We start from the raw sequence: 14,726 nt of genomic DNA, 5'->3' as shown, positions 1-14,726 counted from the left end.
GAAAAATACTAGAATAATTTTTAATATAATAAATATTTTAAAAAATCAAACTTAGAAACAAGGGGGACTTTAAACAATGAAAAAGGGGAGAACGGCACTTTCGCTGGCATTAACGGGATTGCTGCTTTTGTCAGCGTGTGGAAAAAGTGAGACTACAAGCGGCTCAGAAGAGAAGGGATCAGATAAACAAGAATTTACGGTGGGAATATCCCAATTCGCCCCGCACCCATCTTTGGATGCTGCAACCGAAGGATTTAAAAAAGCGTTAGCAGATAAAGGCATTAAGGTGAAATACGACGAACAAAATGCCCAAGCCGATATGAACAACACGGCTACTATTGCAAAAAACTTTGTCGGGGATAAGGTGGATTTAATTTTTGCCAATGCTACGCCTAGTGCAACAGCTGCTTTAAATGCCACAAAGGATATTCCGATTATTTTTACATCAGTAACCGACCCGGTAGGTGCTGAATTAGTCGAATCGTTTGATAAACCTGGCAAAAATATAACGGGTACCACCGATAACCATCCGGAGGCCACTAAAAAGACAATCAGCTTTATTACGGATGAAGTAAAAGCCAAAAACATTGGTGTGATTTATAACTCTGGAGAACAAAACTCGGAGGTACAAGTAAAGGAAGTCAAAAAGATAGCGGAAGGAAATGGAGCAAAAATCGTTGAAGTATCCGTATCTACTACCGCGGAAGTGAAGCAGGCCGCAGAATCTTTAGTGGGAAGAGTGGATGCCATTTATGTTCCGACCGACAATACTGTTGTAACTGCACTTGATACGGTTATTGACGTTGCCAACTCGAAGAAAATACCGCTATTCGTTGGTGAGCTGGATTCCATGAAAAAAGGCGCGGTCGCCGCAAGCGGATTTAGCTACTATGACTTGGGCTATCAGTCTGGATTAATGGCGGCAGATATTTTAAGCGGCAATAAAAAACCATCCGAAATTCCGGTCGAACTGCCAAACAGCCTGAAACTTGTCATTAATAAAAAGGCTGCGGAAGCCCAAGGTCTCAAAGTGAAGGACGAATGGAAAAGCCTTGGCGAATTTTACGATGGAAAAGAATAAATAAAACTTACCAAGGAGGAAGCCATCCAAATAGGCTGACTCCTTGACTCTTTTACGTGATGCGGGACTTCTTTTGGAAGGGAGTCCTTACAGAGAGGATGGTCTCAATGTTTACAGCCATATTTGGTTCATTTGAAGCAGGTATCATTTATGCGATTATGGCACTTGGCGTTTATCTTTCCTTTCGTATTCTGGATTTTCCAGATTTAACGGTGGATGGAAGTTTTGTAACAGGAGCGGCGGTTTCGGCTGTATTAATCACTGGCGGGGCTAATCCTTTCTTTGCCACAATAATGGCTTTGTTTGCCGGGTTTGCTGCTGGATGCCTGACAGGACTTCTCCATACATTTGGAAAAATAAATAATTTACTGTCAGGGATCCTGATGATGATCGCACTTTATTCGATTAATTTACGAATTATGGGAAGATCGAATATCCCTTTATTAAATACGGATACAGCCTTTACAAAAATCAAAGGTGTATTTGAACAGACAGGAATTGATTCGTCCCTTAACAGTCTCCTGTCCATGGTGGGCCTTTCGGACAGCCTTCCTGAAACATGGGGAATTTTAATTGTCATGATTGTAGTTACCCTCTTGATTAAATTTGTTACTGACTGGTTCATGAAGACGGAAATTGGTTTGGCCATTAGAGCGACTGGGGATAATAAACGAATGATCCGGAGTTTGTCGGCAAATACGAATATCTTGGTTGTTCTCGGACTTGGATTATCCAATGCACTCGTTGCCTTTTCTGGTGCCTTAATTGCTCAGCAAGGCGGTTTTGCTGATGTCGGAATGGGTATTGGCATGATTGTCATCGGGTTGGCTTCTGTCATAATCGGGGAAGCCCTGTTTGGTACCAAGACGATTGCGCGGACAACACTGGCGGTAATTGGGGGATCGATAATTTACCGGATTGTTGTCACCTTAGCGTTGCGGGTTGAATTTTTGGACCCAGGGGATATGAAATTAATCACAGCGGTTATCGTTATTATTGCACTCACGACACCAAAGATTATTGATAGTTCAAAAGAAAAAAAGCGCAAAGCCCAAAAAAGGCTCAACATGACCAAGGCTTCGGCCCAATCGGGGGAGGGAAACCATGCTGCACTTAAATCAGATTCATAAGATTTTTAATGAGGGAACGGCTGATGAAAAAGTCGCGATTAATCATGTTAATCTCTCACTTAAATCTGGGGACTTTGTTACCGTTATTGGAAGTAACGGTGCCGGGAAATCAACTTTAATGAATATCATATCGGGAGTATTAACGCCTGATGTTGGGGAAGTTCAGATTGCCGGTAAAAATGTGACGAATATGTCCGAATTCAATCGTTCCAAAATGATTGGCCGTGTATTTCAGGACCCCATGGCAGGAACCGCTCCAAGTATGACCATTGAAGAGAATCTGGCCATGGCCTATTCACGGAATAAAACCCGAACGCTCCGGAGGGGTGTTACAAAGAAGCGGCGTGAATTTTTTCGTGAGGTATTGGAAACCCTTCATCTTGGACTCGAGAATCGGCTTAGCGCAAAAGTGGGCCTTTTATCAGGGGGAGAACGACAGGCTTTGTCACTTCTGATGGCAACCTTTACAGAACCGTCTATTTTGTTGCTGGATGAGCATACAGCAGCGCTTGACCCTTCGAGAGCCGAATTGATAACCAATTTAACAAAGGAAATTGTACAAAAATATGATCTGACCACCCTGATGGTAACCCATAATATGCAGCAGGCGATAGACTTGGGCAACCGGCTGATTATGATGGATAAAGGCCAAATCATTTTAGAAGTGAATGAGGAGCAAAAGAAACAACTTACCATTGAAGGGCTTCTTGCGGAGTTTAAGCGAATTCGCGGAGTCCAAATGGCAAGTGACAGGGCAATTCTCGCTTAATGTAAAGATATCTTTAAATGACAATCCAACTAAACTCTGGTTGGATTGTTTTTATTTTATGTGACTATAGTAGATATAGTGTTATTCTATTACTATGAATAAAATTAATGCGGGGTGGCGAAATGGAACTTGACATGATTTTGGCAAAGTTAAAAAGTCATACACCTTCGATATTAGGGAGTAACAAATATTCCAAATATGCGGTCTTAATTCCACTTATTCAAAAAAACGATGAGATACACGTATTATTTGAAAAACGTTCCCTTAATCTTAGGAGACAGCCCGGTGAAATTTGTTTCCCAGGCGGCAGGATGGATTCTATTGATAGTGATGAAAAATCAGCCGCAATCCGTGAAACAACCGAAGAACTGAATATCTGCAACGATGATATACCTGAAGTATTCCCCTTGGACTATATGGTGTCACCATTTGGGATGATGGTGTATCCATTTGCAGGTATCATTACGAATCCGGGCAACATCCAGCCGAACCCCACTGAGGTAGGGGAAATCTTTACAGTCCCATTGTCCTTTTTTATCCATCATGAACCGGAAATTTATCATATAGAATTTAAAGTGGAACCGGAGAAAAACTTTCCTTTTGATTTGATTATCGGGGGTGAAAATTACAATTGGAGAACAAGAGGGATAGAGGAATATTTTTACCGTTATGAAGATAAGGTCATTTGGGGCCTGACAGCCAGAATACTGGCCCATTTTATTGAGTTAATTCATTGAAATTTGACGGTAAGATATCAACCAACTCTATATTTTTGTTAAGATGTTCATTGTTCTTGTGATAAGGACATTTGTGCATGCAGGCAGGAAAAAACACTTGAATATTTTTAGAAATGTACTAAAATTAGGGTTATATTTTGAATTAATGGGGAGTTGTAGGGATGAAGGTCGTAAAGTTTGGTGGTTCGTCTTTAGCGTCTGGCGGACAGGTAAATAAAGTCTTTGAAATCGTTACTTCAGATCCGGAGCGTAAAGTGGTTGTTGTATCCGCCCCAGGGAAAAGATTTCCTGAAGATACAAAAGTAACGGATCTATTGATTGAATGCGGTCAAGCAAGTTTGATGAACCGAGACTATCAATCACTGGTGGATAAAGTGCTCCAACGATATTCTAGTCTTGCTGACGAGTTGGCACTTTCCGAAGAAATAATCAAGGAAATCCGCGAAGATTTATTGGCTCGGCTCGAAGGTGACAAAAGTAAACCGGACCGATTCATAGACAAAATAAAAGCAAGTGGGGAAGATAATAACGCCAAGTTGGTTGCGGCCTATTTTTGCAAGCAGGGTGTGGAGGCCCATTACGTTGATCCTAAGGAAGCAGGTCTCCTCGTTAGTGATGAGCCCGGGAATGCCCAAGCGTTGCCTGAAGCTTATGAACGTTTGCAGGAACTTAGCAGTTATCCTGGCATTTCCATCTTTCCGGGATTCTTTGGATATAGTAAGGAAGGGGATATTTACACCTTTTCTAGGAGCGGTTCTGACATTACTGGTTCCATCTTAGCCAATGCATTAAAAGCGGACTTGTACGAAAATTTTACGGATGTTGATGCCGTATATTCCGTTAACCCATTTATTGTTGAAAGGCCAAAGGAAATTAAGGAGCTGACCTACCGGGAAATGCGGGAGCTTTCTTATGCGGGCTTTAGTGTGCTTCATGATGAGGCACTTGTCCCGGCTTTCCGTGCAGGAATACCAGTACATGTGAAAAATACCAATAACCCAAGCGCGCCTGGGACAAGAATTGTCTCGGATAGAGACAATACCAATGGCCCTGTGATTGGAATTGCCAGCGATGAGGGTTTTTGCAGCATTTACGTCAGCAAGTACTTAATGAACCGGGAGGTAGGCTTTGGACGCAAGCTGTTGGCCATATTGGAAGACTTTGGACTCAGCTACGAGCATACTCCTTCCGGAATTGATGATATTTCAGTGATTTTAAGGGAAAGTCAGCTAGATGAAACGATTGAAGAGCAGATCAAGAATCGGATTATGGCTGAACTTCATGCGGATGAAGTAAAATTTGAACACAGCCTTGCGCTCATCATGGTTGTGGGTGAAGGGATGCGCCGTAATGTCGGCACCATGTCCCGAGCATCAAAAGCATTAGCGAATGCTCATGTGAATATTGAAATGATTAATCAGGGGTCATCCGAAGTAAGTATGATGTTCGGTGTCAAAGAAGTGGATGAAAAACGGGCGGTGCAAGCTTTATATGATGAATTCTTTGCACCGGTGACAGTATAGGAAGAGTTAAATATGGCTGACCCGTAATCGCTATTATGTCGGGTCAGCCATTACCATTTTTTTATTGAGTTTTACTTTTGTTCGTAACCCGGACCATAATGCAACCACCAGACCGCCGCAGGTGTCGGAAATCAAATCAATCATCGTATCTTTATTGCCGCCGCCTTGCAAAGTCATGCCAAATAATTGATCGCTGCTGAACTCATAAACCTCCCAAAGTACTCCTCCAAGAACTGCGAATCCTAAGGTGAATAAAAAGACAAACCAAGGGGATATTTCCTCTGCCGCATCTCGGTGGATGAATCTCTCATATAAGGCAATTCCCGCAAAAGCCAAAATCATGCCACTAATAGCGTGCATGAAGGTATCCCACCAGCCCAGGCCATACCATCCACGGATTGATCCTAAATACTGTGAACCTACCAAGAAGACTAAATAAGAAATCACAATCGGCATATTAAACTGGAGTTTCGTTAATAAAGCCAAAAGTAACGGAATTGCCCCGCAAACGATTCCGCCAATGGCGACAGAGGCTTTAAAGGTTTGTTGTTGGTTGTAATAATAATAAGCCAAAAAGACCATGAAAATGACATATATTCCACTTAACAAGATCACGAGCTTATTTTTCATGTATGTCACCTTTCCTTAAACTAGTTGTTTACGATACAAAGTATAGAAAGCAATCACAAGGCTTCCTCCCAAGCCGCACAGGAGGTCGTACATCGTGTCCTTATTCCCCCCTCTTTGCATGGTATGGGTAAAAGTCAAATCTCCTAAAAACTCGTAGATTTCCCATAGTGCACTAGACAGGACGCCCAGTGACAGGACAAAAAGAAATATAGCCGATTTACCCACGCCAGAACGGGCCGTGGCTGGAATAAGCAGTTTAAACAGGGTAATCCCAATCACGCCGACGTAGAATGCTTTAAAAAAGTGCAATGTGGAATCCCACCATTTGTAGTGAAGATAAAAGCTTGAGATGGAGCCGAGATACAACGAGCAACATAAAAACACATAGTAGCTAATCAGGATTGGGATATTAAAGGGATTATTCTTCACCTTTAATAAAAACAGCGGCAAAGCACTGGCAAAGATGCCCCCAAGGGCAACCTGCCATCTCGAGGAGTCATGTCTCATCAAATAAACAATAAATAATCCAGCCATAAAAAGGATAAAAGCAACACTAAAGAAAATGATGATCTTGCGTCTCACGATCTCACCCCATTCAACAGTCCATCCAAACAGAAGGCTTTTTCCTTCATCTTCATTTTATTAGTATGTCCTTTTACATCAAAAACTAATGATTCTAGAGCTGGGAACTCGCAAACATGGCCATTAACAGGTATAGTGGAATCATAAATGAAAATCAGCTAATATGAATATAAATGTTTTTGGCGGGGGTCTATATGGAAAGGGCACAAATACCGACATATGAACGAATTGCAATTGATATTGCCAATCGGATTAATGATGGGGAATTTAGAGTCGGAGCTAAAATTCACGGACGGTCGACATTGGCCAGTGAGTATAAAGTTTCTCCTGAAACAATCAGACGGGCCGTGAAAATCCTGGAAGATGTAGAAATTGTTCAGTCCTCCAAAGGCAGCGGAATTATCATTGCCTCAAAGGAAAATGCATTTAAATATATTTCCCGTTTCTCCAATTTAGCAAGTATCAAAGACCTTGAAAAACAAATACATGGCATCATGAATGAAAGAAATAGACTGGATGATCAGCTATATGACGCGCTCAGAAAAATCATGGATTATTCAGGAAAGCTGCGCCATACCAATCCATTGGCACCAATCGAGGTGGAAATCCATCACGGCTGTGCCCATATTGGGAAAACCGTTTCTGAGGTGAAATTCTGGCAAAATACCGGGGGGACAGTCATTGGCATTAAAAGAAACGGGGAATTGATCATTTCGCCGGGTCCTTATGTATTAATCCTCGAGGGGGATATATTTTTGGTCATTGGTGATGAAAAAACTTATGACAGAGTGGTTCACTTTCTTCAAGAATAGGTAATGAAAAAGAAACTGGCATTTCGGCTGCCAGTTTCTTTTTCGTTCTACTGGATTAACCCTTCTTGTTTCAGGAATTCGTCTGCCACTTTAGCAGGTGCCTGTTTTAGGCTGTCCACTTTATAGTTCAATTTCCTCATTTTTTCATCTGACAATTTGCCGGCAAGACTGTTGATTACTTTTTTGAGTTCTGGATGCTCCTTCAGGGTTTCCTCCTTTATCATTGGCACGGCATAATACGGAGGGAAGAAGTTCTTATCATCCTTCAAAACTTTTAACTTAAACGCCTCGATTAAACCGTCTGTGGAAAAGGCGTCAATCACATCGCTTTTATGATTATTTAGTGCCGTATAACGCAGACCACCGTCAACCGCTTTTACATCTTTAAACTCCATTTGATAAGCCTTAGTAAGACCTTTTAATCCATCTTCGCGGTTTGGGAATTCAATCGTTGGACCGATTATTACTCCATTACTTATTTTGGATAAATCAGATATCGTATTCAGACCATATTGGTCAGCTGTGTCCTGTCGGATGGCTAAGGCATAGGTATTATTAAATCCCAGCGGTTTTAATAATTCTATTCCATACTTACTATTAAATTCTTTCTGAACTTGACTATACACCTTTTCAGGGTCATTCTGAGGAGGATGATTTAATATATTGACCAAGCTGGTTCCTGTATATTCAACATATAAATCTATATCCCCGCTGTTTAAGGCTCCAAAGGTTACTTGTGAGCCGCCAAGATTTAGCTGTCTGTCCACTTTTATATCAGTCTTGTTTTCTATTAAATCAGCAAGCATATTTCCGAGTATTATCTGCTCGGTAAAGTTTTTTGAACCCACGACAATGGTATCTTTTGCTTGCGCCTTCGTATAGATGGTAAATCCGCCTGCAAAAATCAGGATGATACAGGTAACAGAAATAGCGACCCTTTTCGCTGTTTTGCCCATTTTTTTAGAAGATTTTTGTTTGTGTTCATAAGATAGGGAGGTTTCCAATTTTCCGACCACAAAGTCAATCAATAACGCAAGAATACAAGCCGGGATTGCACCTGCCAATATCATGGAGTTATCAACGGTCTGAACTCCGGAGAACACAAGGTAGCCAAGTCCGCCTGCACCAACAAAGGCGGCAATCGTCATTAGACCAACAGCTGTAACAGCTGAAATTCTGATACCCGCCATAATCATCGGGAAGGCAAGGGGAAGCTGTACCTTTCTCATGGTTTGACTTTTAGTTAAACCGATGCCTTTGGCGGCTTCCAGAATATCCCGGTCGATATTAGTTAAACCGGTATACGTATTTTTAACAATCGGTAGTAGGGAATATAGGACAACCATGACGATTGCTGGTGCACTTCCAATTCCAATGAACGGAATTAAAAATCCGAGCAAAGCCAAGCTGGGAATTGCTTGTACCACATTGGCGGTACCGATAATCGGCTTTGAAAGCTTCGGTTCTCTGGAAATTAATATCCCCAGGGGAACCCCAATCACAACGGCTATGAATACGGAAAGAATACTCATATAAACGTGCTGGCCTATTAAATTAAAAATTTGATTAAAATCTGAACTTACATAATTCCATAAGGTACTCATTAAAACGCCACCTCCATTTCAATTAACTGGCTGCTTAAAGCGGATAGGATACTGCTTCGTGTAATCAACCCAGTCAATTGATTCTTACTGTTAACCACCGGCACATAGCCGATTTTATGTTCATTCATTGTGGAGAGTACGGCAAGTAAATTGGCCTCATCGGAGACTGAAAGAACATTTCGCTCCATGACATCCTCAATCGTGGCATTGCGATTTGTTAATTGAATACTTTTTAGTGTTACCAGCCCAATAAGTCCCTTATTTTTATCAGTAACCAAAAGGCTGTCAACCTTGTTTTCCTTCATGATTTCAATTGCCTGTAAGACATTTCGTTTGGCGTTGATTTTAACTGGATTAGAAATCATGATATCTTCAGCCAGTAATAATTCAGGATTGTTCCATACTCTGCGTTTTCCAATAAAACCGGCAACGAAATCATTGGCGGGGTTTTTTAAGATATTTTCCGGTGTGTCGAATTGCACAATTTCGCCATCTTTTAACATACAAATTTTATCTGCTATTTTAATAGCTTCATCCATATCGTGGGTGACAAATACGATGGTTTTGTTCAATTCTCTTTGCATTTGGTAGAGTTCATCTTGTAGGGAAGTGCGTGTGACAGGGTCCAATGCGCTGAATGGCTCATCCATTAAAATAATTTCAGAATTGGTGGAAAATGCACGTGCTACCCCAACTCTTTGCTGCTGGCCGCCACTTAATTCCTTTGGATACCGATGCAAATATTCCTTTGGGTCCAGACCAACTGTCTCTAATAATTCAATCGTTTTTTTCTCAATATCCTCGAGATTCTCCCCCTTTAGCTCCGGAATCAATTCAAGGTTCTCCTTTATGGTCATATGTGGAAAAAGTCCGGTATTTTGAATGACATAACCAATATTCCTTCGAAGCTCAATAGGGTCCATCGTTGAAATATCTGTATCGTTTACAAGAATTTGCCCTGAGGATGGCTCGATTAGTTTATTGATCATTTTAAGCAATGTGGTTTTTCCGCAACCACTTGGTCCAATGAACACAACCAATTGCCCTGAATCAATGTCCAGTGAAAACGGACGAATTACCGTTTTGTTTTTATATTTTTTCACTACGTTTTTAAATTGAATCAAACTGACTCCTCCTTTGATTGGTAACTAACAACTTAATGGTAGCATATAAGTTGTTAGTTTGTCGACAAATAACAATTTCCCCAAGAAAGATAGAATATCTATACGTTGGCTTTCATGACAGTAAAAGTGTTCTTTTATATGGGGGAAGTGTTAAAATAAAAATAATTAAGATAATCTTCACCATAAAATGGGGGATTGAAAATGAGCTGGGTACGGGAAAAAATTAGCGTGAAGTTTTTCGTCTTCCTCGCAGCGGCATTTTTACTGATTCATGCACCACTGATTGGGAATTATGTTAGGTTAATAAATACATTGTTTCATGAATCCGGTCATGCATTGGTGGCTCTGCTGGGAGGGGATGTTGAAAGAATTTCACTCTTTATGAATTCCGAAGGAGCGACCTATAGCAGCCAGTCCACATGGCTTGGCCGTTTTTTTACCAGCTTGGCCGGTTATATCTTTGCATCTTTTATGGCATTTTTATCGTTTTTGCTGATCGGGAAGAAAAAACAAAACCTATTAATTGATATCTTGCTAGGGTTTATTGGTCTCAATTTGATTTTTTGGGTCCGTAATCTTTACGGGATTTTCTGGCTGCTTTCATTTGCCGTGTGTTTCTTATATTTACTGATAAAAAGCAGCCATGGTCTACGGGATTATCTATTATTGTTGATTGCCTCCATCCTGCTGGTTGATTCAATCCAAAGTGCCTACGAGATTCTTTATCTTAGCATCGTGCAGCCCCAGTCCGCCGGCGATGCAGCTAATCTTGCCCGTTTATCGATTATACTTCCAGCACCCGTTTGGGGAGGGTTCTTTTTTGTTCAAGCGTTGTGGTTTGGCTTTTTCGGATTAAAAAGAGGCTATTATCGTTTAGTACATTAATAGTGTTGACGCACTAGGAGAAGGGGCTTTCCATTAAGGGGTTTGACCCCCTTGATGGAAAGCCCTATCCTTTTCTTTTGAATAGATTCTTTACTGGCATAACGTAAAGTAATATAATTTAGAAATTGTGGATACATGTGTATAAGATACCTAAATCGACAATACACTAATTTTTATGGAGAATATGGAATGGTGGTAAGCTATGGTAAAACTATTTACTGATATTGATTTAGATGGGCTTGGCTGCGGTGTAATAGCCAAACTGGCCTTCGGTGACCAAGCCAAGGTGTATTATTGTTCGTACCGCAATTTAAATCAAAGAGTGGAGGCTTATTTAGCCAATACGGACAATGATAAAGAGGAACTTTTTATAACCGATTTAGCTGTGAATGAGACAGTCGAAAAGAAATTGGGTCGACGATTCACGGAAGGTAAACATGTCCAGGTCATTGATCATCATATAACGGCCATGCATTTTAACAAGTATCCTTGGGGAAGTGTCGTACCTGAATATGAATCAGGGAAAAAAACGTGTGCCACATCGTTATTTTATGATTATTTAATTGAACATCAGAAGATGGAACGAAACAAGGCACTCGAAGAATTTATTGATTTAGTACGCCAATACGATACGTGGGAATGGGATGAGAACAATAATACCGCTGCTAAACGTCTAAATGATTTATTTTACATAATGAACAGGGAACAGTTTGAGGAAGAAATGATTTTCAGGCTGTCCGGGAAAGAGGATACTTTTTTCTTTACCGACACGGAAAATACGATACTTGATATTGAAGAGCAAAAAATTAACCGTTATATCCAATCAAAAAGCAGACAAATGGTCCAAACCTTTGTCGGGGATTATTGTGTCGGCATTGTCCACGCGGAGCAGCATCTCTCTGAACTGGGAAACGCGTTAAATAATTTACAACCTCATCTGGATATGATTGCCATGATTAACATGGGCACAAAAAAAATGGGATTCCGCACGATTCATGATGAAGTGAATGTGGCCCGTTTTGCTCAAGAATATGGTGGAGGTGGACATCCTAAGGCTTCCGGAGCGGATTTGAACAAGAATGCGTTTCAAACTTTTGTTGTCAATGCATTTGATGTGCTTCCGTTAAAACCGGATGCTGACAGGAACGAGTACAATCTGAAAGAATCGAATGTTGGGACAAGTTATGTTAATCATGCCGGGGAGTTTTCTTTTATCCTTCCAATCGGGGATGGGAGTTATGAAATTTTCCATAATGGAGTAAAAGTTGAGAATACTTTCCCATCATTTGACGAGGCAGAGCACTTTGTTAAAAGAACCTACGCCTCTTGGCTTCGGTACGATAACGAATTTTTACCCCAGGCGGCTGGGCTGCTTGGTATTCCGGCAGCTGAATTGAAGGAAAATTACACAGAAATCTTGAGCTCGCAAATATTGGATATTATGGTTCCGACAAAAGCATAGGGCATGGCTCTATGCTTTTGCTGGTTAATGATTGCCATTGAATTTTTAAATGCAATTTCATAAAATATGATTCGTGTATGGATTTCATGATCAAAAGGACAAACGTGGAAAAAATAGGTAAATAATCACAGGAATATTTTATTATTATTTTGAAAATGTAAATGACCTGAAACTAAAAGTCATTTCACTTTCACATTCCTGTAATATAAATGGTGTAAAATATAGGAAAAGGTATTATAATCAGGCTAGTTATACTCTAGATGTTATTTCAATATTGGTTAACAACACGATGCCCCATAATAAGATTACAATATTACTATACCTTTTGATTGAAATCCAAATCAGGGGGGATAGAATGGCTTCCGCGTCTAAAAGAAGCGAATACTTTGATAATGCTAAATTTATTTTAATATTCCTTGTCGTATTTGGACATGTTATTAGCCCGCTGAAGGAATACAATAGGGTTTTGTATACCTTGTATACGTTCATCTATTTATTTCATATGCCGGCATTTATCATGATCTCTGGATATTTTGCCAAAAATTTTAATAAAAAGGGATACTTGGTTAAGACATTTAAGAAAATTCTTGTCCCTTACTTTATCTTCCAATTTATTTATTCCATTTTTTATTATTTAATTGGCAAGGAATCGACCCTTCACTTTGATATTTTGGATCCGCATTGGTCACTGTGGTTTTTGTTGAGCATGTTCTTTTGGAACGTTTTTCTTTATTTGTTTTCAAAGATGGGATGGGCCGGCTTTTTTGTATCCATTGCTATCGGCATTGCAGTTGGATATGTGGATGAAATTGGCAGTTTTATGAGCCTGTCAAGAACGTTTGTATTCTTTCCGTATTTCTTTATCGGCTATTTACTGAAAGGAAATCAGTTAAAACGGTTAGTGAGGAACAGATACTCGCTCCCAATTGGTCTTGTGATTATTGCGGCAACCGTGATCTGTTTTGCTGTCGGGTTCCCTAAAAGTGCGGTCCCTTGGCTGTTAGGGGATACGTCCTATGCAGGTATGGGAGGAGAGCAACTGTATGATGGGGTGTTGCGGACTATCCAATATGCCGCTACTCTTATTGTAACGTTTGGTTTTTTAACTTTAATTCCGTCATCAAAGTTAAAACTAACCAAGATTGGTGAGAGAACCCTTTATGTTTATTTATTCCATGGCTTTATTATCAAACCGGTTCAGACCATCATGCCGGAAGAAAGTTTAAACATGGTTTCAGAAAATTACCTGATATTAATATTGTTTTCGCTTATTATCTGCACCATTTTGGGAAGCTTTTTAGTTAAGAAATATACGAAACCATTGGTAGAACCAAAGCTGCCGCTTGGCAGCGGCGGCAGATGAATATCCAAGCACAAAGGTAATTCCATGGGAATTGCCTTTTTCTTATTGTAAGGCTTTGTTAATTTAACTGTTGATTGTAGCGAAAGAAGCTTAGCGAACACGCGGGAGTGCCGGGGAGCCTCCTCGGTCCCGTACTCCCGCAGGACATTGAAATTCTTCCTCGAATCCGCCCAAGCACGAAGAAACTGTGATAGCACAAGGAAAGCATCCATGAATTTTCATCGCACGTAATTATGCGATAGCATAATTGAGGATTTTCGAGGAGTCGAGCTTATCCGCTCCAATCAACAGAGTTACAATAAACAACCTATCGTTTAACAGAGACACCCATACAAAAAATTTTTTTGCACCATGGGGGATGAAAATAAGCCAACTTGTCATAAATGTTTATTCATTATTTTAAACTCGCTTATTTTCAGGGGAACCTATCATAAAATAAATATAGCTGGACATATAGTGTCCAGCCGGCTTTGTTTAATATTAAAATCCAAACAGGGAACTTACAAAGTTTTTCTTCTTCCGCTTTACCTTTCCGTTGTTTAACACCATTGATTTTTCCGGTTGTGAGGTTTCTTTCATTTCAGCTAGCTCTAATTTGAGGAGTTCCATTTGCTGCTGTAATTCTGTCACTTGATTTTGCAATTCTTCCAATTCACGCCGATGCTGCAGTAATTGATACGATACAACCGAGTCAGCCTTTCCCGTTAATTCGGTTTCTAATTGCTTCATTTTTGTTACTAAAAGTTCAAATGCTTCATTTGTTTCAGCTGTTTTAATAGTTCCCCGTCTGGCGATTTTCTTTTCCTTTGGGGGAGCAATTTCGTGTAATAATACCCCATTTTGCAGTTGGTCATGGATTTTTTTAAACAGCTTAATATCCTCTTCTTGAAAGTGATAATGCCCTCGATCGTTGCGCTCCATTGGTAAATCCAACTGCTTAATCCAACGCTGGATTGTGCTGACGGAAACGCCTAATAATTTTGCCACCTCACCTGTATTCATGAGCAAACCTCCACTTGTTAAA

General features: G+C 40.3%; 14 protein-coding genes. 9 read left to right on the top strand and 5 right to left on the bottom strand.

Annotated features, from left to right (window positions below):
* Window positions 1-76 precede the first annotated feature (76 nt).
* The 5 genes from ACY8D0_RS17795 (at window position 77) to ACY8D0_RS17775 (ending at window position 5,240) form a co-directional block, all read left to right on the top strand.
* Window positions 77-1,081: an ABC transporter substrate-binding protein gene (locus tag ACY8D0_RS17795; protein WP_462411846.1), complete on the top strand. Its 1,005-nt coding sequence runs from the start codon at window positions 77-79 to the stop codon at window positions 1,079-1,081.
* A 107-nt stretch (window positions 1,082-1,188) separates the two neighbouring features.
* Window positions 1,189-2,211, top strand: coding sequence for an ABC transporter permease (locus tag ACY8D0_RS17790; protein ID WP_462411845.1), 1,023 nt, complete (start codon window positions 1,189-1,191; stop codon window positions 2,209-2,211).
* Window positions 2,186-2,980 (top strand): ABC transporter ATP-binding protein, encoded by a 795-nt coding sequence (locus ACY8D0_RS17785; protein ID WP_462411844.1) that lies wholly within the window; start codon window positions 2,186-2,188, stop codon window positions 2,978-2,980. Before ACY8D0_RS17790 ends, ACY8D0_RS17785 begins: the two co-directional genes overlap by 26 nt.
* 122 nt (window positions 2,981-3,102) lie before the next feature.
* Window positions 3,103-3,717, top strand: a complete 615-nt coding sequence (locus ACY8D0_RS17780; RefSeq protein ID WP_462411843.1) for an NUDIX hydrolase — start codon at window positions 3,103-3,105, stop codon at window positions 3,715-3,717.
* Between the two features lie 161 nt (window positions 3,718-3,878).
* Window positions 3,879-5,240: an aspartate kinase gene (locus ACY8D0_RS17775; protein WP_462411842.1), complete on the top strand. Its 1,362-nt coding sequence runs from the start codon at window positions 3,879-3,881 to the stop codon at window positions 5,238-5,240.
* 33 nt (window positions 5,241-5,273) lie between these two features.
* Here ACY8D0_RS17775 and ACY8D0_RS17770 read toward each other — a convergent pair whose 3' ends face one another.
* Complete coding sequence (locus ACY8D0_RS17770; protein WP_462411841.1) at window positions 5,274-5,870, bottom strand: DUF2238 domain-containing protein; 597 nt, start codon at window positions 5,868-5,870, stop codon at window positions 5,274-5,276.
* 15 nt (window positions 5,871-5,885) lie between these two features.
* The gene (locus ACY8D0_RS17765) at window positions 5,886-6,452 is read right to left on the bottom strand and encodes a DUF2238 domain-containing protein (RefSeq protein WP_462411840.1); all 567 of its coding nucleotides are present in this window, start codon (window positions 6,450-6,452) and stop codon (window positions 5,886-5,888) included.
* A 194-nt stretch (window positions 6,453-6,646) separates the two neighbouring features.
* Here ACY8D0_RS17765 and ACY8D0_RS17760 point away from each other — a divergent pair, with 194 nt between their 5' ends.
* Entirely contained in the window at window positions 6,647-7,264 is a 618-nt protein-coding gene (locus tag ACY8D0_RS17760; RefSeq protein ID WP_462411839.1) for a GntR family transcriptional regulator, read from the top strand.
* 47 nt (window positions 7,265-7,311) lie between these two features.
* Here ACY8D0_RS17760 and ACY8D0_RS17755 read toward each other — a convergent pair whose 3' ends face one another.
* Entirely contained in the window at window positions 7,312-8,868 is a 1,557-nt protein-coding gene (locus tag ACY8D0_RS17755; protein ID WP_462411838.1) for an ABC transporter permease/substrate-binding protein, read from the bottom strand.
* Window positions 8,868-9,992 (bottom strand): ABC transporter ATP-binding protein, encoded by a 1,125-nt coding sequence (locus ACY8D0_RS17750; protein ID WP_462411837.1) that lies wholly within the window; start codon window positions 9,990-9,992, stop codon window positions 8,868-8,870. The genes ACY8D0_RS17755 and ACY8D0_RS17750 overlap by 1 nt, the downstream gene beginning before the upstream one ends.
* 201 nt (window positions 9,993-10,193) lie before the next feature.
* On the opposite strand from ACY8D0_RS17750, the gene ACY8D0_RS17745 reads away from it, so the two are divergent.
* The 3 genes from ACY8D0_RS17745 (at window position 10,194) to ACY8D0_RS17735 (ending at window position 13,702) form a co-directional block, all read left to right on the top strand.
* Entirely contained in the window at window positions 10,194-10,877 is a 684-nt protein-coding gene (locus tag ACY8D0_RS17745) for a M50 family metallopeptidase (protein WP_462411836.1), read from the top strand.
* A gap of 202 nt (window positions 10,878-11,079) precedes the next feature.
* Entirely contained in the window at window positions 11,080-12,339 is a 1,260-nt protein-coding gene (locus ACY8D0_RS17740; protein WP_462411835.1) for a DHH family phosphoesterase, read from the top strand.
* Window positions 12,340-12,694: 355 nt separating this feature from the next.
* Entirely contained in the window at window positions 12,695-13,702 is a 1,008-nt protein-coding gene (locus tag ACY8D0_RS17735; protein WP_462411834.1) for an acyltransferase family protein, read from the top strand.
* Between the two features lie 480 nt (window positions 13,703-14,182).
* Here the strand turns inward: ACY8D0_RS17735 and ACY8D0_RS17730 are convergent, their stop codons facing one another.
* Window positions 14,183-14,704, bottom strand: a complete 522-nt coding sequence (locus tag ACY8D0_RS17730) for a MerR family transcriptional regulator (protein WP_462411833.1) — start codon at window positions 14,702-14,704, stop codon at window positions 14,183-14,185.
* Between the last annotated feature and the right edge of the window lie 22 nt (window positions 14,705-14,726).

The organism is Neobacillus camarae, assembly GCF_054950115.1.
Note: the sequence above shows the minus strand (reverse complement) of the source record. Positions and strands in the feature narration are given on the sequence as shown.

Excerpts from the sequence above, each read along its gene's own strand:
- ACY8D0_RS17795 (WP_462411846.1), top strand. The coding sequence starts at position 77 with ATGAAAAAGGGGAGAACGGCACTTTCGCTGGCATTAACGGGATTGCTG.
- ACY8D0_RS17790 (WP_462411845.1), top strand. The coding sequence starts at position 1,189 with ATGTTTACAGCCATATTTGGTTCATTTGAAGCAGGTATCATTTATGCG.
- ACY8D0_RS17785 (WP_462411844.1), top strand. The coding sequence starts at position 2,186 with ATGCTGCACTTAAATCAGATTCATAAGATTTTTAATGAGGGAACGGCT.
- ACY8D0_RS17780 (WP_462411843.1), top strand. The coding sequence starts at position 3,103 with ATGGAACTTGACATGATTTTGGCAAAGTTAAAAAGTCATACACCTTCG.
- ACY8D0_RS17775 (WP_462411842.1), top strand. The coding sequence starts at position 3,879 with ATGAAGGTCGTAAAGTTTGGTGGTTCGTCTTTAGCGTCTGGCGGACAG.
- ACY8D0_RS17770 (WP_462411841.1), bottom strand. The coding sequence starts at position 5,870 with ATGAAAAATAAGCTCGTGATCTTGTTAAGTGGAATATATGTCATTTTC.
- ACY8D0_RS17760 (WP_462411839.1), top strand. The coding sequence starts at position 6,647 with ATGGAAAGGGCACAAATACCGACATATGAACGAATTGCAATTGATATT.
- ACY8D0_RS17755 (WP_462411838.1), bottom strand. The coding sequence starts at position 8,868 with ATGAGTACCTTATGGAATTATGTAAGTTCAGATTTTAATCAAATTTTT.
- ACY8D0_RS17745 (WP_462411836.1), top strand. The coding sequence starts at position 10,194 with ATGAGCTGGGTACGGGAAAAAATTAGCGTGAAGTTTTTCGTCTTCCTC.
- ACY8D0_RS17740 (WP_462411835.1), top strand. The coding sequence starts at position 11,080 with ATGGTAAAACTATTTACTGATATTGATTTAGATGGGCTTGGCTGCGGT.
- ACY8D0_RS17735 (WP_462411834.1), top strand. The coding sequence starts at position 12,695 with ATGGCTTCCGCGTCTAAAAGAAGCGAATACTTTGATAATGCTAAATTT.
- ACY8D0_RS17730 (WP_462411833.1), bottom strand. The coding sequence starts at position 14,704 with ATGAATACAGGTGAGGTGGCAAAATTATTAGGCGTTTCCGTCAGCACA.